The organism is Cohnella yongneupensis, assembly GCF_042655785.1.
In the GTDB taxonomy this organism is placed as follows: domain Bacteria; phylum Bacillota; class Bacilli; order Paenibacillales; family Paenibacillaceae; genus Cohnella; species Cohnella yongneupensis.
Genome location: NZ_JBHSNC010000010.1, coordinates 135,387 through 157,934 on the forward strand (window position 1 = coordinate 135,387; position 22,548 = coordinate 157,934).

Genomic DNA, 22,548 nt, shown 5'->3' on the forward strand with positions numbered 1-22,548 from the left:
GCTTTTATGAGATCGCCCCCTTTAGTCTCCTTCCTGCCTCCTCTAGCGATTCGAACGTACCCGCGTCCGTCCACCAAGCTTTCAGTTCTTGGTAGGTCAGCACTCCAAGCTCCGCGTAGGCGTTGTTCACGTCGGTAATTTCAAGCTCTCCCCTGCGGGAAGGCTTCACGCCGTCGATAAGGTTGAACACGCTGGTATCGTAGAAATATAACCCCGTCACGCAGTAGTTCGACTGCGGAATTTCCGGTTTCTCTTCGATGTACGCGATCCGCCCGCTTGCTTCATCCAGTTTAGGCACGCCGTATCGGCGAGGATCCGCTACCTTCTTCAGCAGCAGCATCGCCCCTCCGTTTTGCCGTTCGTATAGTTCGCAGTAAGGCCGCAAGCTCTCTTCGAACAGGTTGTCGCCGAGCAGGACGACGAACTTCTCTTTGGGCGCCATAATCGGTCTCGCCAACTCAAGCGCCTGCGCGATGCCTCCCGCTTCCTCTTGAATCCGATAGACGATGGATACGCCCCAATCCCGACCGCTCCCCAACACTTCGGCGAAGCCTCCGATCGCCGACCGGTTCGTTACGATGACGATATCTCGGATGCCGGCTTCGCGAAGCTTCGCTACGCCGTAACAGATCATCGGGTAGGAACCGACCGGGAGCAGATGTTTGTTCGTCCAGTAAGTAAGCGGCTTGAGGCGCGATCCCGTTCCACCCGCTAGTATGACTGCCTTCAAGACAATACCTCCCCGTAGTTGTAACGATCATCGATCCATGTCGCCCAAAACCTCTCGATTGCGATACAGATCCGGACGCGTAAGCCTGCTTCCCTTAATCGCGATCGCAGTATGCCACGCCTCGGCATGATCCCCGGCGATCAAGCGGCTAACGGATTCGCCCGCGGGCGTCCGCGCGGAACCCGCCACCGTGCCGCCGGTAACGATACGCAGCTTGCTCAAGATGGCGACGGCATGCGCCTTCGCCGGAACGCACAACGTGGCCGCTCCGATCGTGTCCAGCGCTTTGCGGGACAACGCATAGGGCAACGCCGTTAAGGAATTCGACTTTAAATCCGGGCGATTGAGACTCGCGTTCAGAAATTCTTGCAATTTCTGAATACCCCCGCGCTCATGAAACCATATTTTTTTCATGGACAGATCGTTAAGCGCGATATCCGCCCCTCTATCGCATTCCCATAGAAACCTTGCCAAGACGCTCGCGGACACCGGTTTATTGCCGTCCACGAACAGCAAAATTTTCGCGACTGCTAGTTTAGCGCCTAGTGCCCGTCCAATATCGGGGTCCGTTACGTCCGATAAATAGATAACCGACGAGCGCGGAGGGACGAATTCCGTCAGCAACGGCTGCGTCTGAACGCCGTACACGACGACGATGATTTCCTGTAGCGGCAACGCATCAAGCTCCGCTAGCGCGCGAAATAGCGCGCCTGAAGGGTGCCGGATACAGACGATCGCGGCCGCCGTATTGCGCAGCGGAACCGGCATAATCGGCTTCGTATCCGCGCAACGCTGCAAGAATCCCGCGCCGTATCGTTCACCGAGATTAATAAGCCTTTTCCATTCAATGCGCTTTAACGCGGTTTCGGAGTAATACCGGTTGCTCCACAGGCGATGAACGGCCGCTCTTGCATCCTCGAATCCGATACTTTCCGCTTGCCGGGATTGGAGCCATAACTCGCCGTCGCGCAAACCTTGCGCATACGATCCGCGAAAGTCGGACGATGGTTGTAAGTTTGATCGTTTATAGCGAACGACCTCTCCGTGTTTTCTTACGTTCATTTTCGACGCCGCCCGCGGCGCACTGCGTCTTGTTCTCATCTTCTGTTAAGTCACCATCCAACGTTGTCGCGCTCCGTCTTCGTAGCCGCCGCGATAATCCGTCTGCTTCAGCCACCACTGTATCGCTTCCAGATGGTCGCCTACGATTAGCGGCTCCAAGGAATGCCTCCGTTCGCGTTTCCTCCTGAGCGGATTTAACCGTCCAACGTTAATGCGAACGGCTCTTTGAACCTTCAGTCCCTCGCGTATGGCCATCGTATGCGCTAAAGGAGGAACGGACAGCGCGTACGTACCTATGCGCTCCAGCGCTTTGCGGCTTATCGCATGAGGGATGGCGGTCATCGACGCGCCTTGCAAATCGGGTCTGCCGAATAATAGGTTAAGCGCATGCTTGGCAAGCACGACGCCATGTACGACTGCTTTTTTAACCGGTCCGGAATAATCGTTAAGCGCGACGTCTACGCCGTCGGAGACGCAATCGACGAACGGCCTCAGCTTCGCGGCAGGGATGACCATATCCGCGTCGATGAACAGGATGACGTCTCCTTGCGCTTCTTTGGCGCCGATCGCCCTTGGCACATCGTGACCTAACGGACGTTTGTAGGCGAGTACTTTGGCTCCGCATCTTTTGGCGATCGCCATCGACCCGTCAGTCGACCCGTTCGCAACGACGATGACTTCCGTCTTCGGATGAACGCGGAAAGCTTCGGCGATCACCCTGCTAAGCGTTCTTCTCTCGTTCATGACCGGAATAACGACCGAAACATAAGGCGACGAATGAGACAACGTCAGCTGACCGGACGTTGCGTCCTTGTCGGTCAACCGTACGGGAGGCATCGCGAGCTTCGCCGGAAGGCGCTGGTTCATGCGCCTCGAACGCGGCGCGGATGCGCGGACCGGCTTCCTCCCACGCTTGTAGGCCAATCCATCCACCCCCTCAGCTCGGGCATCGGTTTACAAACCATTGTATGTGTGACGTGTCCATTCGCAACGGCATATGTACAGGTCGGAGGAACGGCAACCTATTTACCATAAAAGAGCCAGCATAGGCTCGTCTCTTGCGCATAATCGGATAATTTGCTTTAAGGCGGTGTTGGGAGAAATGGGGGTTCGCGGCCCTTTATAACGATATCCCCTTCGCTCAGGGAGATCGGTTTTATCGGTTTCATCGGTTTAACGGTGCAGGAGAACGCTAATTTGGCGGAAAGACGACTCCCGCACAGGAAAGGCGCCGACCTAGATCGGCGCCTTTTTCCCATATTATTGCGATGACTTAGTTCCTACCGCGATCCATTGAATCCAACCTTTAGGCTCGGGTCCCAGTCGCGTGCGGATGACTTCGAGTTCAGCTTCGTTTGCTTTCTTGTCGCGCAAGTAACAAATACAGGAAGGATGATCGCACATCGCTACTAGGACGTAAGATAGATCCTCGAAAGGCTCCGCGAACGAAACCGTCAGCCGGATCGTTTCCATGGCGCCAACGAAAGCATAGGGCTGGCTACCGAACAGTAGCGAGACGCCCGGTTGCTGCGCGATTACGGGAAGGAATGACAGTTGCGCGTTTCCGATAGTACCTTCCGCGATGTGCTTGGCAGTTACGCTACCTGCTTCCAGCTCAAACGCGAAGGCGTCCGTGGTGAACGGTGCCGGTGTTGGTTCAGGTTGCTCAAATCGCGGCTCCTGGATCTGCAACTGCGCAAGTAGCTCAAGTACGTCGTCGGATAGCTTCTCTATGCCTACGCTTCCGTCCGCGATATGCTCGGAACCGACGATTTTCTCGCTAAGATGCTCTCTCGTTATGCTGCCTGCGCGTAGTTTCTCGCCATCGACCGCGCCTTCGGCCAGTTTATCCGACGTTACCGCGCCGTAAGCGAGCTTACTCGTTTCGACCGAGCCATCGGCCAGTTCATCCGACGTCACCGCGCTGTAGGCGAGCTTACTCGTTTCGACCGAGCCCTCGGCCAGTTTATCCGACGTCACCGCGCCATAAGCGAGTTTACTCGTTTCCACCGAGCCATCAGACAGTTCATCCGACGTTACCGCGCCGTAGGCGAGCTTACTCGTTTCCACCGCGCCATCTGCCAGTTTATCCGTCGTCACCGCGCCATAGGCGAGCTTACTCGTTTCCACCGAGCCATCAGACAGTTCATCCGACGTTACCGCGCCGTAGGCGAGTTTACTCGTTTCCACCGCGCCCTCCGCCAGTTTATCCGACGTCACCGCTTCGTCGGCCAAACGATCCGGCGTTATGATGGATGCGGACAACTCTAGCAGTTCTATGATTTCCGGGGCTAGCTTGCTGCCGGTGACCGCTCCATCGGAGAGCTTCGCGGACGTTACGCTGCCTTCCGCGAGCTTACTGGAACTAACACTATTTTCCGCCAGTTTGCCGGTCAATACGCTTCCGTCCGCTAGCTTGCTCGCTACGATAAGTCCTTCGGCCAGTTTGCTGGTAAGGATGCTGCCTTCGGCAAGCTTGCTAGCGATGATGCTGCCGTCCGCTATTTTACCGGAACCTACGCTACCTTCCGCAAGCTTGCTGGACAATACGCTTCCGTTCGCCAGCTTCGTGGAAACGACGCTGCCCTCCGCCAGCTTGCTGGACAATACGCTTCCGTTCGCCAGCTTTGCCGGAACGACGCTTCCGTCAGCTAGCTTGCTTGACGTTACGCTGCCTTCCGCCAGTTTACCGGCAACGATGCTTCCTTCCGCCAACTTGTCGGTTCCGACGCTTCCGTCCGCGAACTTGTCGGACGTTACGCTACCTTCTGCCAGCTTATCGGCAACAACGCTGCCTTCCGCCAACTTGTCGGATCCGACGCTTCCATCCGCTAGCTTACTTGACGTTACGCTGCCTTCCGCAAGCTTTTCGGTAACAACGCTGCCTTCCGCCAATTTGTCGGATCCAACGCTGCCATCAGCCAGCTTACTGGACGTTACGCTTCCTTCGGCCAGTTTGACGGTAACGACGCTGCCTTCCGCCAACTTGTCGGATACCACGCTACCATCGGCTAGCTTGCCGGACACGACGCTGCCTTCCGCCAGCTTCTCCGATATTACGCTGCCTTCCGCCAACTTATCGGATACGACGCTGCCTTCCGCCAGCTTGCCGGACACGACGCTGCCTTCCGCCAGCTTACCCGACACGACGCTTCCGTCCGCCAGCTTACCGGTCACTACGCTGCCTTCCGCGAGCTTGTCGGTAGTGACGCTTTCTTCCGCAAGCTTATCGGCTATTACGCTTCCGTCCGCCAGCTTACCGGTCACTACGCTGTCTTCCGTAAGCTTATCGGCAGTGACGCTTCCTTCCGCAAGCTTCTCGGCAGTGACGCTTCCGTCCGCCAACTTGCCTGTTACTACGCTGCCTACCGCGAGTTTATCCGACGTGACGCTTTCTTCCCCAAGCTTGTCGGCAATTACGCTTCCGTCCGCTAGCTTACCCGTCACTACGCTACCTTCCGCCAGCTTGTCGGCATCAACGCTTCCGTCCGCCAACTTGTCGGCTACGACGCTTCCGTCCGCTAGCTTACCGGTCACTACGCTGCCTTCCGCCAGTTTGCCTGTGACTACGCTGAACTCAGCCAGTTTGTCGGCTACGATGCTTCCGTCCGCCAACTTGCCGGTGACTACGCTGCCTTCCGCCAATTTATCGGATAAGACGCTAGCATCCGCAAGCTTACTGGACACGATGCTGCCTTCCGCAAGTTTATCGGTAACTACGCTACCTACCGCCAACTTGTCGGACGTAACGCTTTCCTCCGCCAGCTTGTCGGCTATTACGCTGCCCTCCGCCAGTTTACTGGACACGACGCTGCCTTCCGCCAACTTATCGGCTACGACGCTTCCGTCCGCCAGTTTGCCGGATACGACGCTGCCTTCCGCCAGCTTAGCGGCTACGACGCTTCCGTCCGCCAGCTTGCCGGACACGACGCTTCCGTCCGCCAGCTTACCCGACACCACGCTTCCGTCCGCCAACTTGTCGGACACCACGCTGCCATCGGCCAGCTTACCCGACACGACGCTGCCTTCCGCCAGCTTACCCGATAACACGCTGCCTTCCGCCAGCTTATCGGACAGGACGCTGCCTTCCGCCAACTTGCCGGACACGACGCTGCCTTCCGCCAGCTTGCCGGCTTCGACGCTTCCATCCGCCAGCTTGTCGGCTACGACGCTTCCATCCGCCAGCTTAGCGGCTACGACGCTTCCGTCCGCCAGCTTGCCGGACACGACGCTTCCATCCGCCAGCTTGTCGGCTATGACGCTGCCTTCCGCCAGCTTACTGGACACGACGCTGCCTTCCGCCAGCTTGCCGGCTATGACGCTTCCGTCCGCCAGCTTACCGGACACTACGCTGCCTTCCGCCAGCTTGTCGGACACGACGCTGCCTTCCGCTAACTTGCCGGATACCACGCTGCTTTCCGCCAGCTTACCCGACACTACGCTGCCTTCCGCCAGCTTACCCGATAACACGCTGCCTTCCGCCAGCTTATCGGACAGGACGCTGCCTTCCGCCAACTTGCCGGACACGACGCTGCCTTCCGCCAGCTTGCCGGCTTCGACGCTTCCATCCGCCAGCTTGTCGGCTACGACGCTTCCATCCGCCAGCTTAATCGACGTAACGGCATAGTCCGTCAAATGACGCTCGTCGACCGCAGCCGACTCGATCCGTTCGGCGTTTACGCGACATTCGGCCAGCTTGGCGATTTCCAACAAATCCGGGGCCAAATGCGTAAGAGAAATCGTATTTTTACGTATATGGAACCCGTGAACGGACTCGGGACGCAAGTGCTTGCCGCCGATGCTCTCCAGCTGCACATGACCTCCGCCGACGCTGCCCTGAGCAAGCTTCGCTCCCGTAACGCTCTCGTCCGCCAGCTTGCCCGTCGTTACGGAGCCTTCGATGAGCGCGGATTCGTCGACGCTATCTACCGCCAAATGCTCGGTCATAATGCTTTCTTTGCGAAGATGAATCGAATCGACGGATTCAAGCTGCAAGTGAACCGAAGACACCGCTTGGCTCGCGATATGTCCGTATCCGATCGCGCTTGGCCGCAGATGCTCGCCATTGACGCTACCCGACGCCAGCTTAGCCGAAGTCACGATACCGTCGTTAAGATGCTGCTCCCGTATGCTGTTATCCGTCAAATGCAAGCCCACTATGGACTGCTCCGCCAAATGAATTCCGCGTACCGCTTCTTCGGCCAGATGATTCGCCTGAACGGAGCGGTCGGCGATGCTCCTGGAAGTAATCGCTCCGTCCGCGATCGCACTGAAAGTAACGGCCCCGTCCTCCAAGTGATAAGAACGAACGGCTTTCGGTTGCAAATGAGGGGCGTCGATCGCTCCCTCCGCCAACGCTCGACCGGTAACCGAACCGTCTTGCAGCGCTCTCTCGTACACCGCGTATTCGTCCAATTTGTCTGCGGTGACGCTAGCGTCCGCCAGCTTTGTCGAGGTGACCGAGTAATCCGCGATTTTGTCCGTCGATACGCATTCCGGAGATAATTTCAAGGACGTGATCAAATGATCGGCGAGATGATGCGAAAATACGGAACGTATGCCGAGCTGACGTTCCCCTACCGCTCCCGGGGCAATGACCCGCTCCGTTACCGATTCGTGCTGCAACGCATAGGTTCCGACGGAGCCTCCGGTCAAGTGCTCGGCTTGAACGGCATTCGCGCGAATATGCCGGCTCTCGACCACATCGGACGCGATCGCGTCTCCCATGACGATCTCCGGTCCGAAATGATAGGGTCTGAGCGCGCCGGTAGCCAATTGCTCCGCGCCTACGCTCTCCGGAGACAAATGCCTCGTTTGAATGCTGGACAAGCCTAATTGTCTTGCGCCTACCGATTTGTCCGCAAGCTTGCCTGCGCCGACCGAGCCATCCGCTAACTGCACCGGACCGACCGCTCCGTCCGCGATATGCTGCGAGTCTACGGACCCTACGGACAATTGCTCCGAACCGACGAGCTTATCCCGCAGATGCTCCCGTCCGACCGACCGAAGCGCAAGATGCGCGTTCTCTACCGACCGCTCGGTGAGATGACGCGACTCTATGCTTCCTTCGATCAGCTTCTCGGAGCCTACGCTGCCTTTAGCCAAATGACGGAACTGAATCGCTTCGTCCGCGACTTTGCCGGAGACGACGTTCTGGTCCGCGATCTTGGTCGAAGTAACGGCGTGGTCTACGAGCTTGAGCGTCGAGACGGATTGCTCCGCCAGCTTGGAGGCGATAACCGCCCCGTCGACCAAGTGCTTCGCCTCAACGGCCTCTTCTGCTAGATGATCGCTTTGTACGGCTCCCTTGTGAAGATGCTCGCTTCCAATCGACTCGGAGGCTAGCTTTATTCCTGATACGGACCGGTCGGCCAACTCTCGGGTACCGACTGCCCCGTTCGCGAGGTGCTCCGCCTCTACGGCGTTCGGGGCCAAATGCTTTCCCTGCAATTGCCCGACGGCGACATGGTCCGCCAATATAAGTCCGTCCGTCAGGTGATAGGACGCTAAGGAACCGCCCGCGAGTTTATCCCCGGTTACCGATCTGTCTCTCAGCTTGGAAGCCGTAACGGCGCCGTCCGCGAGCTTCGAGGTGTCGATGCTTTCATTCGCCAAGCTGTCGCTGCGGATCGCTCCGCTGCGGATTTTATCCGAGGTAATGCTTTTATCTTGCAGTAAATCCGACGTAATGATTGACACGCTCAGGTGCTTCGACTGTATCGATCCCTCAGCCAGCTTGTCGGCGCTAATCGTCCGGTCCGCCAGCTTCTCGGACGATACGCTGCCGTCGCGGATTTTATCTCCTGTTATGGAACGGTCGCGAATCTTTTGCCCCGAAATGGCGTTCTTGGCGATATGATCGCCGAGGATCGCTTCCGTCGCGAGCTTGGAACTCGTAACGGCCCCGTCCGCCAGCTTGATCGCCGTTACCGAGAAGTCGGCCAACGCGTGCCCGTCGACAGATTCGGCGGCAAGCCTCGAAGCGCTAATGGAGTATGGCGCGAGCTTATCCCCGGTAATCGATTCGTCGGCCAGATCGTCCGTGTATACAAGCGGTGCGGGACGGAAAGGCGAGCGTTTCTCTTCCAGCTTGGACGCGCGCAGTTCGCGGGAATTAAGCAACGCTTCCGCTTCGGCTTGCGTCTCTCTCTCGTCCTCGATGATCAGCGCGACGATCGCGTCCGCGTCCGCTGCAGCCTCCTGCAACTTTACCTGCAGAGCCGTGTTCTCCGGCTCCGATGTCGCGACGGCAACGATTTCGTCGATCTGGAGAGGCGTGGATACGTACTCGTAAGCGGCGTTGAATTCGGACGGCTCCGACAACCGGTGCACCTCAATCGGGATAACGTTGGCGAAATTTCTGCTTCCCGTTCTCGCTTTCGCGAGGTTTAATCGGCTCTCCGCTTGCTCATTCGCATAGCCTTCCACCGGCTCGGCGCCGTGAACCGTAATCGGCTTATCGCTTGGCCTCTTTATGTCATCCAGCCAGTTCAGCTCCAGATTGTTCGGGTTATCGACGTAATATAGCGGTCGGCGCGATTTGGGCTGCGACTTTGGCTGCTTTGATGCCCTCTTCTTTTTCATGTCCGTCTCCTTCCTATCCATCGTAATCTCCAGTATCATATGCATTCACCCATGGGCACGTCACGAGGATGGGCGGTTACCCCGTAGTGTACGGGCATTCATTCTCTAGTAAGCTGCAACCATCGCTGTGCGGTATGCTCCCACAGGAACCTATTCATGACGCGTTCCCGACCTCTTTCACCCATCTCGTATCGCATGTCCTCGTTGCCGAATAGCTCCGAAATGCGCTCGGCAAGCCCGCGGACGATTCCCGGACGCTCCTTCGTTACCAAAAACCCCGTCACGCCGTCTAAGACGATTTCCTTCATGCCGCCCGCCGTCGTCGCGACGACCGGAAGTTCTGCCGCCATGGCCTCGACATTGACCAGCCCGAACGCTTCGTTGCCGATCGAAGGGACGACCGCGAGATCCGCCATCGCGAACCAACGAGGAATTTCGTTATGAGAAACATAAGGTTGAAAATGAACGTGATGGCGCCATGCCTTAGCCTGCCGATGCAAGGAACGCGCGTAACGCGTCGTTCGGTGGGAGCCGTAAAGCGCGCTGCCGACGATAACGATAAGCGCATCCGGATGTTTGGCGACGATCTCCGGCACCGCGGCCAGCAGATGATGTACGCCCTTCTGGGGCACGAGCCTTCCGACGAACAACGCGATTTTGCGCCCGACCCATCCGCGTTCGACACGTCCGATGGCGCGTAAAGCCTGCCCTTCGAACGTCGAATGGCCCGGAAAACGAAAAGCTTCGACGCCCAAGTGGTTGACGTGGATTTTCATCCCCGTGTTCGGCACGTTCCGTAAAATATAAGACTTCAAATAATCGCTGTTCACGAAAATCCGATCTGCCGCCCTCAGACACCGCCCGCGCTCTTTTTTGCGAAGCTTGGAGCCCGAGATGAACGTCGTCGAGTGCAAGTTAAGCCACACCCTGCATCCCGGAAAACGCCGCTTAAGCCGCGGGACCCACTTCGGCCGATTTTCCACTTGAATGATGTTCGGTCGAAAGCGCTGCAGTCTGCGACATACGCTAGCAAAATACTTTTCCTTGCTGACGGCCGGAAACCGTTCGATCGGCACATAGTTCAGTTCCCCCCGCGAGGTCAGCCCTGTGCCGGTTCTGCTGTAGATGACTACGTCCAATTCCGGCGCGAGCCTAGGCACGACCTTCTCGACGACGCGCTCCACTGATCCGCCCATGGCTGAAGGTACGGGGAATGCCCCCGGCGTGACAAAAGCCGCCTTCATATATGCCCCATCTCCTCGTTGGCCCCTTCTGCTCGTGACAGCATATACAATTGCCCTCCGCAGGGCGATGGGCGCGTGACATGGAAACCGCAACTATTGCACTTTGCGTACCGATATGTCACACTGTCTCAGAATTCAATTTGACTACAAAGGAGTGCACGGCCGCATGAAACGCTCGCTGCTGCGCATGATGACGGAGCTGTCCTCACGCAAATTCATTTCCCGAATGACGGGACGTTTCGCTAAATCCTCATTAAGCCGCAGGTGGATTTCAAAGTTCGCCTCGATGTATAAAATTCCGGTGGAAGAAGCGGAGAAAAAGCTAGAGGAGTATCGCTCGTTGAACGAGTTTTTCACGCGCAGGCTGAAACCCGGCAGCCGTACCGTCGACATGTCCGCCGGAGCGCTCGTTAGTCCGGTAGACGCCAAAATCACCGCGTGCGGCACGATCGCGGACGGGCTGATGCTGCAAGTGAAAGGTCAAGATTATACGATCGAAGAGCTGCTGAACGGTTCTCCGCGCGTCGCTCAATATTTGCACGGCTATTACTGGGTGCTCTACCTGAGCCCGACCGATTACCACCGCATTCACTCGCCTTGCGATGGCGACGTGGTTGAAACCGAGCATATTCCCGGCCGCGTCTATCCCGTGAACGAATTCGGATTAACGTCCATGCGCCGCGTCCTCTCCCGCAACGAGCGGCTAGTCACCTACATCCGTCACGACATAGGCGAGGCGGCCGTCGTCAAAGTCGGCGCGCTGAACGTCAGCAGCATCAAATTCGTCGAGCCTCAGCCGTCTAAGCTTGAACGCGGCCAAGAGCTTGCCTACTTCGAGTTCGGCTCCACGATCGTCCTGCTAACGCAAGACGGCACGCTATCTCCTCGCACCGACCTTAAAGTCGGAGACAAAGTACGCATGGGCGAGAAGCTCGGCATTTTGACTAAGGTAGAGTAAAGGAACTCCCCTTACGCAAAAACGCCTCCATCCTTCGCTATTAGCGGGAATGGAGGCGTTTTTCTATTGAACGATTAGCGAATTTCCGAAGGACTCTTGCCCGTGTATTGTTTAAATTGACGACTGAAGAAGAAAATATCGCGATACCCGAGCGCGTCCGCCACTTCGGTGACGTTCATGCCGGCATGAATGAGCAGATGCTGCGCCCGCTCGATACGCGACCTAATCATGTACGTCTGCACGGATACGCCGATCAGTTCCTTGAACTTGATCGAGAAGTAACGAGTGGACAGCCCCGCCCGGGCAGCCAAATCGTCGACCCGATGCACGTTGCCGGGATGTTGCTGGATATAATTCGCGATCTCGTGAATGCTCTCTGTTAATTGGTTGCTTGCCCGTCTTTCGACCGGCTCGTCCAAGTCCGCGCGGAGCAAGTGGATGACCAACTGCTTCAAAATCAATCTAGCCTCTTCCTCCGCCGCGAACGTGCGAACGAGGAACAAGCGGACATAGCGGGACAGCAGCTGTTCGAAATCGAACGTGTCTTCCAGAACGCGATACGGCTCCGGCACGGCTTCCGGCCGCTCCTTCGTATCGAAATGAATATACGTTAACACGAGCGGCTTTTGCGGATTATGCGTTGCGCTCGTATGATCTCCAGGTCGAAACAAGAAGCAACTGCCTTTGCCGACCGCATACGGTTTGCCGTTCAAGACAACTTCCCCTTCGCCGCTCCATACATAGAATAAATCGTAATTGGCCAGCGGCTTTTCCCGCTTCTGCCATTTCCAGCCCGGCTCGCACACGATTTTGGCGAATGCGCTTAACAATACGTACGATGAAGGCGCCAAACTTAGCATACGACACAATCCTCCTCAACCGTTGCAACTCGTCTTCTAGCTTGAATTTAAATGTGTTGGCCGCTTCTGTCAATCTAGATGACGGTGTCCGCCCGTTGGTGTATAATATCTCCTAATGACAACTGGCTCCAATAGGCCTGATTACGTTTATTCGGAAGGAAGAACACGATGAACACGCTCGCACAACAGTTAAACGATACGATTGCAGCGCAATCTCCCAACGTATTGAACATGCTGTCTGGCCTGGGCAAAGCGATCTATTTCCCTAAGATCGGCATTCTAAGCCAAGGAGCCGAAGCCAAGCAAAAAGCGAACCGCTATAACGCGACGATCGGAATGGCTACCGAAAACGGCATTCCGATGCACCTCGATATCATTCAACGGACGTTATCCGCTTACGATCCCAAAGATATTTACGAATACGCGCCGCCTGCCGGCAAGCAAGAGCTTCGCACCGTATGGCGCGACAAGATGCTGAAGGAGAACCCCTCGATGGTCGGCGTCAAAACCAGCCTGCCTATCGTGACTAACGCGCTGACTCACGGCCTTAGCATCGTGGCGGATCTGTTCGCGGACAGCGGCGACGCCATCGTCATCCCGGACAAAAACTGGGAAAACTACGAGCTGACCTTCGGCATTCGCCGCGGAGCGGAGATGGTATACTATCCGCTCTACAACGCGGATAACCGCTTTAACGCGGACGGTCTGCGCGACGCTTTGCTCGCCCAGAAGAGCAAAGGCAAAGCGATCGTTCTATTGAATTTCCCGAACAACCCGACCGGTTATACCCCGGACGCCGAAGAAGGCCGCGAGATCGTCGCCGCGTTGAAAGACGCCGCGGAAGCCGGCATTAACGTTGTCGCGGTAACCGACGACGCGTATTTCGGGCTGTTCTTCGAAAATTCGTTGCAAGAGTCGTTGTTCGGCCAGCTGTGCGGCTTGCACGAGCGCATTCTGCCGATCAAAATCGACGGCGCGACGAAGGAAGAATACGTTTGGGGCTTCCGCGTAGGCTTCATCACTTACGGCGGATTGCCGGAAGCGGTTCTGTCCTCGCTCGAGCAAAAGACGCTAGGCATCATTCGCGCGACGATTTCCAGCGGCGCTCACCCGTCGCAGACGTTCGTGCTGCACGCGTTGAAGTCTCCCGAATTTGAAACGCAAAAACAACAGAAGTTCGACATCATGAAGGGCCGCGCCAACAAGGTCAAGCAATTGCTTGATAGCGGAAAATTCGGCGACGACTTGCCTTACTACGAATTTAACTCCGGCTACTTCATGTGCTTGAAGCTGGCGGTAGACGCGGAGTCCGTGCGTCAAAGACTGCTCGACGCCTACGGCGTCGGCACGATCGCGCTCGGCTCGTCCGATCTGCGCGTCGCCTTCTCCTGCACCGAGGAGTCAGATCTGGAAGATTTGTTCGATCGCATCCATCAAGCGGTGCTTGACGTGAAGTCCGGCAAAGCTTAAGCGAATTAGCCTAACGATAAATCGCCCGAGCCGTTCTCTTGAACGGCTCGGGCGATTTTTTTTGCTTTGGGGGCTTTTTTAATGATATCCCCTTCGCTCGGGAGAATATCTTACCCTATTTTCCTGAATCTCAGCATGGGCTTACCTCAGCTTAAAACATTAACTCTGTCTCACCGCGTTATCCCGCAAAACCAAACGTTCTCTCGCACAATAACTCGGTCCCGTCGCGTTAACTCGTACAATCGAGTCTACTCTTGCGCAATAACTCGGTCTCGTCGCGTTATCTTGCACAAACGGGTCTACTCTTGCGTAATAACTCGGTCTCATCGCGTTATCTCGTACAATCGAGTCTATTCTTGCGCAATAACTCGGTCTCGTCGCGTTATTTTGCACAATCGAGTCTACTCTTGCGCAATAACTCGGTCTCGTCGCGTTATTTTGCACAATCGAGTCTACTCTTGCGCAATAACTCGGTCCTGTCGCGTTATTTCGCAACGCGCTCAGTCCAAGTCCTCGGTCGGTTTAGCAATTCTTCGCGGCAGCAGCCAGCCCGTCCATAACAGCCCTACGGCGAGTACCGTCGCATCAACCGTCGGTGAGAAATCGCCGCCAGCTGTCGCCGCAGCCACGCAAGCAAGCGCGACGGCCGCCGTCAAACCGAGCATGCGCGCCACGGACGCCGCGGCCGGCAGACGCTCTTCCGCCGGAATCGGCAGCGCGTCCGCGGTCTCGACGAACCTTACGCGCTTCAGCTCGCTAAGCTGCATCCCGCCTACTAGCAACGCTATAGCGTAGACAACGGCATCTACGGTCGGATTGTCGGATGCCGCCAATACGAACGCCGCGACGATGATCCATCTGAAGAATGCGCCGAACGTCTCGCCGCGCAGCAACGTCAGCGTGTACAAATAATGCCATGCTCGGCTTTGACGCCAAGCCATCCTATCCGCGATCCACGTAATCCATTTGCGCCGATACGTTTTAACGGATTCGGTCGGCACGTCCACGAACCAACCTAGGAAAGCCATCCACCTGCGCCGAACGGCTTCTTCCTCCGCGATTAGCCGCTCCCAAGGCAGCGCATGCTGCGAAGACAGTCGCCACAATAACGATGGAATCGCCATGCAGAGCAGGACGAACGGAATCGCCCATACGAGCGGCTTAAGAAGCACCGCGGTAATCGCCAATACGGTCAAGCCCCAGCGTACCGCACGCAGCGGCAGCCGCCAGCTAGCCGACGCCAGCTGCCGCTCCCGCCATCCGCCATAGGCGTTTAAGCCTCCGATTAGCGATACGAGCAGCGCCACGATAGCCAATTCCATCGGTTGCTCGTGCGCTACGCCTGCCAGAGCTTCGGACCGGACATAGATAGGCGCATAGAGCGCGAAGACGAGCAAGCATCGCACGAAGCCCGAAGCATTCGCTTTGCCTATGGCCGGACCTATGTAGTGGCGCAATAACTGCGTTTCCATCGGCAATAGGAACACCGTATCCGCCGAACGCATGTAAGTCCTCAGCGGAGATATAACAGCCGCGGTACTGAGCGTAACGATGCCTACCGTCCTCACGGGCCAGTCTGCCGGCACCGCTTTAATGAGATCCACGTACCAGATGAGCGCAGCGAAAAAACAGGCCGATAAGAACAAACCGAAACCGCTCTGAAAGACGTAACGGAAATAAGGCACGATCTCGCCGCGAAAAGAAGACGCCCGATTAGCGCGGAGCGAGCGCAAGAACTCGGCCTGCTCCTTCATTCGGTCACCCACGGCGGCTGCCTCCCTCGGCAGCCGTCACGAGCGCTTCGAACGCGTCGTCCAGCGTCGATTCGCGCGCCTGCGCCATTACGGACGACGGCGTTCCCTCCGCGATGACGTGCCCGCGGTGCAGCACGATGAGCCGATCGGCTCTACGCTCGAGCGCGGGCAAAATATGCGAGCTTAAGAGGATCGCGCTCCCTTTCGCCCTCGCGTCTTCCAGCGCCGCAAGCAAGCCTTTGATCGCAAGCGGATCCAATCCCAAAAAAGGCTCGTCGATAATGAGCAGCGGCGGCGAGACGAGCAGCGCGTTCATAAGCATCACTTTCTGCTTCATCCCCTTGGACAGCGTTCCCGGCAGCGCGCCGAGCGCTTCGGTCATCCGGAACGTGTCCGCAAGCTCGGCCATCTTCCGCTCGGAGGATTCCTTGTCCAATCCGTAAGCCATCGCGGTCCAGCGCATGTGCTCCCTTACCGATAAGTTCGGGAACAGGGAAGGCTGCTCGGGGACGTAAGCCGTCATTGCCCGGTACTTTTCACGGTTATCCGCAAGCGTAGCTCCCGCGATTCGCACTTCCCCGCCGTGCGGCACCATAAGTCCCAATATATGCTTGATCGCGGTGCTCTTGCCCGCGCCGTTCAACCCGATCAGTCCTACCAGCTCTCCGGGATGAACGGTCATCGATACCCCGTGCAGCACCGGCTTGCGCGTGCTATATCCGCCAGTCAGCTGCTTCATCTCCAGCGCCGGAACCGTCGTTCGTTGTTGCGGCAACGCCATTCGCGAATCCCCCTCGGCAACCATTCACTCTATCCCTTCATTATACCGACCAACTTCGCTCCGCACAAAAAAACAAAGCGATCGGCGCGGCCTTCCCCGCGCGATCGCTCTGTTGTATCCAACGATATTGTTATTAGTTCTGAATCTCGATTGCTTTAACGATGCTCGTATCGCCCTTCACGACGATGACAGAGTTTATCGCAAGCACACCGTTGCCGCCCGTAATCGTAACGTTCGAATCCACGTTGTACGTGACGGATTGATCCACGCCGTTCACTTGCTTCGTCACCGTGACGGTGGCGATTTTCGCTTGGTTATTCAGCGTGAAGTTGGTCAGCTTGCCCAAGTCGGTGAACTGAATGCTCGCCGCGGCGACCTTCGTCACCTCGATGAACACCGCTTTACCCTCGAACGTACGGAGAAGTACTTCGTCCCCGGCGACGATCGACGAGATCGGCGCTTTAACGTCGTTGCGGAAAATAAAGACGTTCGGAGCTGCGGTAACCGCAACCGACTTGCCGTCCGCTTTTTTCACGGTAACGATGCCGTTGACGACGCTTTGTACTACGCCGGTGATAGCCATCGCGTTCTGTTCTTCAGGCAGTTGCTCGTCCACGCGATCGAGCAATGCAGCCAGCTCGGCGCGAGTTACGGGCTTGTTCGGCATGAATATCCGATTGTAGGCAACGGATTCAGAGCCCTCTTGATCGTTATCGTCGCCGTCTTCTTTGTCCGAATGGTGACCAGAACGATGATTATCGTCATCGCTCCATTTGGAAGCGGGAACCTCGTAACCCGTGATCAGGTTTTTCTCGAGCGCAACCGCGACGTAACCCACGGATCCGGCCGGAATATCGCGCGCATCGCGGAACGGCAGCTCCGTACCCATTTTCGCTTTCGCATCGGCTTCAAGCTTCATCGCTTTTACCAGCAATACGGAAGCCCACAGGCGGGTTGCCGGTTGTTCGGGATTGATGGAGATATCGTTCTCGGAGAACAAGTCGTTCTCGAGCGCTACCGTAACATATCCGACTGCCCAGCCGTATTTCGATTTCATCTTATCGAAATCTTTGAAGTTCAATTTCGCGTTCATGTTCTCTGGCTTCTCCGCTTCGGCTTGCAAGCCTAGCAGGCGAACAGCCGCTACCAAAGCTTCGATGCGAGTGATCTTCGCTTGCGGTTTGAAGCTGCCGTCCTCGTATCCATTGAATACGCCTTGCGACGCCAAGCGGATAATGTGCTCGTAAGCCCATTTCCATTGCTTGTCGTTCAGATCCTTGAAGTTGAGTTCGATTTTATGCGAAGAAGATTTATCTTTGCCTTTACCGTGGGAGTCTTCGTTCTTGGAATGGGCGGATGCGATTCCCACCGCGCTTCCTGCGAGCATGCTTGTCGCCAACAATGCGACTGCGGTTTTTTTCATGATAGATGGTGCGTGTGTCATTTGATAACACTCCTTCTGTCAAGGTATTTGTGCGGCGATTAACCGTCTGCCTATAACATTCGGGAGCATGGTCGAATATAAGGCGGTCCTAGATGAAATTTAAGACCAAAGTATGAAAAAGGACCTACCCTCGCCGACAAACTCGTGAGAATAGGCCCATAAATCGTTTATTTATTATTCGTGTTGCCTTCGCGCTTCTCTTTCAGCCATTTCGGCGCGCCTTTGTTTTTGCGGTCGCGTTCGCGGTCCGCTTTCGGCTTCGGTTTGGCGGCTGCAGATTTAGCTGCTTGCGGCGGCGTGCCGGGTTTCGATACAGTGCCGGATTTGGTGACATTGCCAGGTTTCGCCGAGTTGCCCGCTTGCGGAACCGAAGCGAAACGCGCCGCAGGTTTAGCGCCGAACAACGGCTTGCCGCCTAGCGAAGCTTGCCCCGGCTTGGCGCCCGGAGAAGTTTCCGCTCCCCCTTGCGGTCTTGCCGGGCGGAGGTCCTTCCGGTCGCGGTCGCCTTCGCTCAGCTTGCGCTCGAACTCCCTGCTTTTGCGAACTCCAGCTTCCTCGGGAGCCACGATACGTCCTTCGGACAGCATCTTCGGCGCGACTTCAATGTTCAACTGCTTCTCGAGCTTATCGATGATGAACCGCTCCTGCGGCGTAATGAGCGTAATCGAGGTGCCTTCGCGTCCCATTCTAGCCGTTCGTCCCGCGCGATGCACGTAATGGTCCGCGTCGAGCGCCGGCTCGAGCTGGATAACGATCGGCAATCCCGGGATATCGAGCCCCCGCGCAGCGACGTCGGTCGCGATCAAGAGCGACGTTCTGCCTTTGCGGAACCGCTGCATCACTTCCCCGCGCTCGCGACCCGGCGTATCTCCGTACAACGCATCGACGGAGAATCCCTCGTAGCGCAGTTTCGAGAGCAACTCTCCGATCTTTTCCGTATCGTTGACGAACAATAACGCCGAAGTAGGCTTCATATGCCGAACGATTTTGCGGATCATGTCGATCTTATCTCTGCGGTCGCTGAGGAAGTACCAATGCTTAAGCGTCGGCGACAAGCCGTTATCGTTGCCGCTGGCCGTCTCGTCCGCGACCCACGGCTCCTTCTGCCACTTGCGCTCGGCTTCCTTCATCGCATCGGAGCGCGTAGCCGACACGAACACGGTTTGGCGTTCGCGCGCGCAATGCCTCATCATATGTTCTACGTCGCTCTTGCCTCCGAGCGCGAACACCCGGTCCGTCTCATCGACGACGACGAAGGAGACCGCATGCAGCGAAAGCTTCTTCGTCTGCGAAACTTCGCGCACCCGTCCCGGCGTACCGACGACAAGCGCCGGCTTAGTCTTCATCCGCTCAAGCTGGCGGGAGAGCGCGGCTCCGCCGATAAGCGCCACCGCGCGAATGCCAAGCGGTTCGCCGTACGTCTGCGCTTCGCGCATAATTTGCATCGCCAGCTCTTGGGTCGGCGCAAGCACGATCGCCTGCACCTCGCGGCGGGAGCCGTCGATCTTATTCAATAACGGGAGCAAGTACGCAAGCGTCTTGCCCGTTCCCGTCGGGGAGACGATGACGCCGTCTTTCCCGGACACCAGCTCCGGAATCGCCGCTTTCTGCACGTCGGTCGGCTCGGCGATTCCCGCTGCCGCCAAACGCTCCGCCAGCTCTATTTTCAACCCTAATTGTTCGAAACTCATCTGCACAACTCCTTAGACTTCCTACTTCTTATTCAAAAATTTTCCGAACACCGCATCGAACGCACGAGGGAACACTTGCGCGAACTTCGCGCCGACTCCCGCCGCCCACGGCAAGTCCAGCTCCTGCTTGCGCCGCTCCATGACGGACACGATCGCGCTCGCGACGCGGTCAGGCGACAAAATGTACTTGCGAACGTTGCGGACGTACGTGCCTCCCGGGTCCGCCCGCACGAAAAACGGCGTATCGATCGGTCCCGGATTGACCGCCGACACGAACACTCCGCTCCCGCGAAGTTCTCTTCTAAGCGCGTTCGTGAACCCAAGCACCGCGTGCTTCGTCGCCGCATAACCGGTAGACTTGGCGGTAGCCATCTTGCCCGCCATCGACGCGACGTTGACGATGTGTCCGCCGCCCGCTTGCAGCATGTACGGCAGTACGGCGTGCGTGCAACGCACCGTGCCCATATAGTTAACGTCCATCATCTCTTGGAAATGCCCCAAAGGAGCTTCAAGGAACGCCATGAATTCGCCGTAACCGGCATTGTTGAGTAGAATATCTATTTTACCATACCGCGCATGAACTTCCGATACGACGCTAGCGACTTGCTCCGCCGACGTGACATCCATCTCGTAGAAGGCATGCTCGCCTCGGATTACGCCGGACAGCTGCATCAGCTTATCCCGGGATCTGGCCGTGAGCACAGGAATCGCCCCCCGCTCGGCGAGCAGCTTCGCCGTCAAAGCCCCGATCCCGCTAGAAGCGCCGGTAATGAGAACGACTCGCCCGCGCAACGATATCATATTAATTCCCCTCTCTTGCCGATATAAGCATGCGTAACCATAGAAAAAGCCCCTGACGGGGCTAATACGATAATCATAGGTTGTGATTACCTTAATGGAAGTACGCGTTAGGCGATGAGCACCTGAATTTCCATCTCGCCGATTCCGTCCATAATGAGCGGAACCGCTAGCGCGCGGCGCGTGCCGAACGCGGCGTTCACGAACTTCGGCGGCGTAATGTCGACGTGCACGCCTTGGTTGTACAGCATCGTGCTCGCGTTGCCGCTGATCATATTGCCAAGCTCGGATATCGCGCTCTTGCCCATCTCGTCGATCTCCGTAATGACGTAACCGCCCATCATAGCCGAAATCATGCGCAATGCGACGGGCTCGCTGAGACCGAATACGATGTCTCCCGTCATATGACCCGTTAGTCCGATCTGTATCCATACATGGTTTTCCGTGAATTTAATGTCCCGGATCGCCAATTGGCCCGTACTAGGACGGATCTGCATCATTTGTTCGATGACCATGCGCGCGGATTCTAAAAATGGGTTGATGTATTCAGCCTTCATGTCTGAACGCGCCCCTTTGTATATATAAATTGAAACCGCTACCGTAACCGCTTTCTCCCATTATACTGAAATCGTACGGACAAGTATACAGCTTTTTGTTGCATAAGAGGGACTTCGGATGTAGCACGCGGGAGTTTCTGTCTAGTCCTTGTCGAAAAAAACGTTGTCATTCCGTGCTGTCTTTACGCCTGCGCATAGGCGAGAATACCCGCCGGTGATACAATGGGGGCATGAGGTGATCGCAATGCCTAACCTATGGGCGCATATTCAATTCGGACGGGAATTGTTGACGGAGCTAAGGCAAGACGAAGCCCTTCGAAAGCCGGAATGGAAAGTCGCTTTCCAGCTCGGCTGCCAAGGGCCGGATTTTCTATTCTATCATCATTACTTGCCGTGGCAGTCTTCCACCGCGCTCAATCAACTAGGAACGCTACAGCATAACGTGCGATGCGGGCTTTTCCTGCTCTCCTTATTCGAAGAATCGCGCGATCGGGAGTTTACGGATCCGGCCGTCGCTTATACGCTAGGTTTCTTGCTTCATCACGTGCTAGACCGTCATCTTCACCCGTTCGTGTTCAGCCTGTCGGGCTTCCGCAAATGGCACCATCAACGCTTCGAGACGACGATGGACTCCGCGATCATGCACCTTCGCGCGGGTATCCATACGGGTCGCGTTCCCGTCGCTCCCGAGATCGACACCGGCGACGGACTGCCTGGCGGTTTAAGCGGCGCTTTCGCCCGCATCTCGGCCGCGCATTATCCGGCGTTAGCGGACCGCGTTACTCCGGCGCTTCTCGATGAAGCGGTTCGGTCGATGGTAAGCGCGCAGCGGTTGTTCTTCGATCCTACCGGCATTAAAGGCCGTCTAACCTTCGGGCAAATCGCTCCGTTCTCCCCGCCCAAGCGGCAACCGGATTGGGATGTGCTGAACGTTGCACGCGCCCCGTGGATCGATCCGTGCGATCGTACGATCGTCCATCGCGAGAGCGCGCTCGAGCTGTGGGACCGGGCGTTAGCCGACGGACGCGAAGTGATGGCTGCCGCGATCGCATGGCTCGCCGAGCCTGACGCGAGTAAAGCTTCCTCGTTGCGCGCCACGTTCGCCGGGCTGCTCGGGGACGTCTCGTACGAGACGGGCAGAACTTGCGGCACGGCGTGGATCACGTTCGCAGAGTCGATCGTGCCTTAACGACCGCCGATTGGAACTGCCCGCATCATTCGAACGTATAGAGTAGTAACAAACCTTCGGATCGGGGTGCCGCATGCGCTTACTGGCCTTTTTCAGACGGATAAGCTATACGCTGTTAACTTACTTTCACAAATTTCAAACCGTTATTTTATCGCTTATGGTCATCGGCATCGTCGACTATTTCTTCCTTTACGAAATTCTGTTAGCTATATCTCCGATGGCGCTCGAGGCGGCTCCGGTCATCCTACTCATCCTATCGATCATCGCGGTCAGAGGCGCCGTTAAGTACACCAAGAAGAAGGCGAAGGAAAAGAAGCATTATTCGTTCATGTCTATAGGTTGAACCAAAGAAACAATTGGAGCGTATCCGGTGTTTACGTGCGCGTTTAGGCGAAGCTGCATGATTATACGTTACATTTTATCGTA

At 56.7% G+C, this 22,548-nt stretch carries 16 protein-coding genes; 4 read left to right on the top strand and 12 right to left on the bottom strand.

Annotated elements, in window-relative coordinates; genetic code table 11:
* Positions 1–4 precede the first annotated feature (4 nt).
* The 5 genes from ACFPQ4_RS03450 to ACFPQ4_RS03470 all read right to left on the bottom strand — a co-directional run bounded on the left by ACFPQ4_RS03450 (position 5) and on the right by ACFPQ4_RS03470 (position 10,620).
* Positions 5–730, bottom strand: a complete 726-nt coding sequence (locus tag ACFPQ4_RS03450; protein ID WP_378110348.1) for a sugar phosphate nucleotidyltransferase — start codon at positions 728–730, stop codon at positions 5–7.
* 27 nt (positions 731–757) lie between these two features.
* Positions 758–1,792 (bottom strand): hypothetical protein, encoded by a 1,035-nt coding sequence (locus ACFPQ4_RS03455; RefSeq protein WP_378110349.1) that lies wholly within the window; start codon positions 1,790–1,792, stop codon positions 758–760.
* A gap of 45 nt (positions 1,793–1,837) precedes the next feature.
* The gene (locus tag ACFPQ4_RS03460) at positions 1,838–2,716 is read right to left on the bottom strand and encodes a glycosyltransferase family 2 protein (protein WP_378110350.1); all 879 of its coding nucleotides are present in this window, start codon (positions 2,714–2,716) and stop codon (positions 1,838–1,840) included.
* Positions 2,717–3,052: 336 nt separating this feature from the next.
* A complete protein-coding gene (locus ACFPQ4_RS03465) occupies positions 3,053–9,376 on the bottom strand; it encodes a WIAG-tail domain (protein ID WP_378110351.1) in 6,324 nt (2,107 codons plus the stop codon).
* Positions 9,377–9,474: 98 nt separating this feature from the next.
* Positions 9,475–10,620 carry a glycosyltransferase family 4 protein gene (locus ACFPQ4_RS03470; RefSeq protein WP_378110353.1) on the bottom strand — a complete coding sequence of 382 codons (1,146 nt, stop codon included), beginning with the start codon at positions 10,618–10,620 and terminating at the stop codon, positions 9,475–9,477.
* 166 nt (positions 10,621–10,786) lie between these two features.
* Between ACFPQ4_RS03470 and asd the strand changes: the two genes are divergently transcribed.
* On the top strand, positions 10,787–11,578 hold the full coding sequence (gene asd, locus ACFPQ4_RS03475; RefSeq protein ID WP_378110354.1) for an archaetidylserine decarboxylase: 792 nt from the start codon (positions 10,787–10,789) through the stop codon (positions 11,576–11,578).
* Positions 11,579–11,652: 74 nt separating this feature from the next.
* On the opposite strand, the gene ACFPQ4_RS03480 is transcribed toward asd, so the two are convergent.
* Positions 11,653–12,438: a helix-turn-helix domain-containing protein gene (locus ACFPQ4_RS03480; RefSeq protein ID WP_378110355.1), complete on the bottom strand. Its 786-nt coding sequence runs from the start codon at positions 12,436–12,438 to the stop codon at positions 11,653–11,655.
* A gap of 168 nt (positions 12,439–12,606) precedes the next feature.
* On the opposite strand from ACFPQ4_RS03480, the gene ACFPQ4_RS03485 reads away from it, so the two are divergent.
* Positions 12,607–13,908: an aminotransferase class I/II-fold pyridoxal phosphate-dependent enzyme gene (locus ACFPQ4_RS03485; protein WP_378110356.1), complete on the top strand. Its 1,302-nt coding sequence runs from the start codon at positions 12,607–12,609 to the stop codon at positions 13,906–13,908.
* A gap of 500 nt (positions 13,909–14,408) precedes the next feature.
* Here the strand turns inward: ACFPQ4_RS03485 and ACFPQ4_RS03490 are convergent, their stop codons facing one another.
* From ACFPQ4_RS03490 to ACFPQ4_RS03515, 6 genes are all read right to left on the bottom strand, one after another.
* Positions 14,409–15,674: an ABC transporter permease gene (locus tag ACFPQ4_RS03490; RefSeq protein WP_378110357.1), complete on the bottom strand. Its 1,266-nt coding sequence runs from the start codon at positions 15,672–15,674 to the stop codon at positions 14,409–14,411.
* Positions 15,667–16,443, bottom strand: coding sequence for an ABC transporter ATP-binding protein (locus ACFPQ4_RS03495; protein ID WP_378110358.1), 777 nt, complete (start codon positions 16,441–16,443; stop codon positions 15,667–15,669). The genes ACFPQ4_RS03490 and ACFPQ4_RS03495 overlap by 8 nt, the downstream gene beginning before the upstream one ends.
* 133 nt (positions 16,444–16,576) lie before the next feature.
* The gene (locus tag ACFPQ4_RS03500) at positions 16,577–17,887 is read right to left on the bottom strand and encodes an S-layer homology domain-containing protein (protein ID WP_378110359.1); all 1,311 of its coding nucleotides are present in this window, start codon (positions 17,885–17,887) and stop codon (positions 16,577–16,579) included.
* Positions 17,888–18,054: 167 nt separating this feature from the next.
* A complete protein-coding gene (locus ACFPQ4_RS03505) occupies positions 18,055–19,578 on the bottom strand; it encodes a DEAD/DEAH box helicase (RefSeq protein WP_378110360.1) in 1,524 nt (507 codons plus the stop codon).
* A gap of 21 nt (positions 19,579–19,599) precedes the next feature.
* Complete coding sequence (locus ACFPQ4_RS03510) at positions 19,600–20,376, bottom strand: SDR family NAD(P)-dependent oxidoreductase (protein WP_378110529.1); 777 nt, start codon at positions 20,374–20,376, stop codon at positions 19,600–19,602.
* Between the two features lie 110 nt (positions 20,377–20,486).
* Positions 20,487–20,933 carry a chemotaxis protein CheX gene (locus ACFPQ4_RS03515; protein WP_378110361.1) on the bottom strand — a complete coding sequence of 149 codons (447 nt, stop codon included), beginning with the start codon at positions 20,931–20,933 and terminating at the stop codon, positions 20,487–20,489.
* A 244-nt stretch (positions 20,934–21,177) separates the two neighbouring features.
* Here ACFPQ4_RS03515 and ACFPQ4_RS03520 point away from each other — a divergent pair, with 244 nt between their 5' ends.
* Complete coding sequence (locus ACFPQ4_RS03520; protein ID WP_378110362.1) at positions 21,178–22,122, top strand: zinc dependent phospholipase C family protein; 945 nt, start codon at positions 21,178–21,180, stop codon at positions 22,120–22,122.
* Between the two features lie 73 nt (positions 22,123–22,195).
* A complete protein-coding gene (locus ACFPQ4_RS03525; RefSeq protein WP_378110363.1) occupies positions 22,196–22,465 on the top strand; it encodes a hypothetical protein in 270 nt (89 codons plus the stop codon).
* The last annotated feature ends 83 nt before the right edge of the window (positions 22,466–22,548 follow it).

What these genes read in the sequence shown, in the direction of transcription:
- ACFPQ4_RS03455 (WP_378110349.1), bottom strand. Translation starts at nt 1,792, where the DNA reads ATGAACGTAAGAAAACACGGAGAGGTCGTTCGCTATAAACGATCAAAC.
- ACFPQ4_RS03515 (WP_378110361.1), bottom strand. Translation starts at nt 20,933, where the DNA reads ATGAAGGCTGAATACATCAACCCATTTTTAGAATCCGCGCGCATGGTC.
- ACFPQ4_RS03485 (WP_378110356.1), top strand. Translation starts at nt 12,607, where the DNA reads ATGAACACGCTCGCACAACAGTTAAACGATACGATTGCAGCGCAATCT.
- ACFPQ4_RS03500 (WP_378110359.1), bottom strand. Translation starts at nt 17,887, where the DNA reads ATGACACACGCACCATCTATCATGAAAAAAACCGCAGTCGCATTGTTG.
- asd (WP_378110354.1), top strand. Translation starts at nt 10,787, where the DNA reads ATGAAACGCTCGCTGCTGCGCATGATGACGGAGCTGTCCTCACGCAAA.
- ACFPQ4_RS03505 (WP_378110360.1), bottom strand. Translation starts at nt 19,578, where the DNA reads ATGAGTTTCGAACAATTAGGGTTGAAAATAGAGCTGGCGGAGCGTTTG.
- ACFPQ4_RS03465 (WP_378110351.1), bottom strand. Translation starts at nt 9,376, where the DNA reads ATGAAAAAGAAGAGGGCATCAAAGCAGCCAAAGTCGCAGCCCAAATCG.
- ACFPQ4_RS03520 (WP_378110362.1), top strand. Translation starts at nt 21,178, where the DNA reads ATGCCTAACCTATGGGCGCATATTCAATTCGGACGGGAATTGTTGACG.
- ACFPQ4_RS03495 (WP_378110358.1), bottom strand. Translation starts at nt 16,443, where the DNA reads ATGGCGTTGCCGCAACAACGAACGACGGTTCCGGCGCTGGAGATGAAG.
- ACFPQ4_RS03525 (WP_378110363.1), top strand. Translation starts at nt 22,196, where the DNA reads ATGCGCTTACTGGCCTTTTTCAGACGGATAAGCTATACGCTGTTAACT.
- ACFPQ4_RS03480 (WP_378110355.1), bottom strand. Translation starts at nt 12,438, where the DNA reads ATGCTAAGTTTGGCGCCTTCATCGTACGTATTGTTAAGCGCATTCGCC.
- ACFPQ4_RS03470 (WP_378110353.1), bottom strand. Translation starts at nt 10,620, where the DNA reads ATGAAGGCGGCTTTTGTCACGCCGGGGGCATTCCCCGTACCTTCAGCC.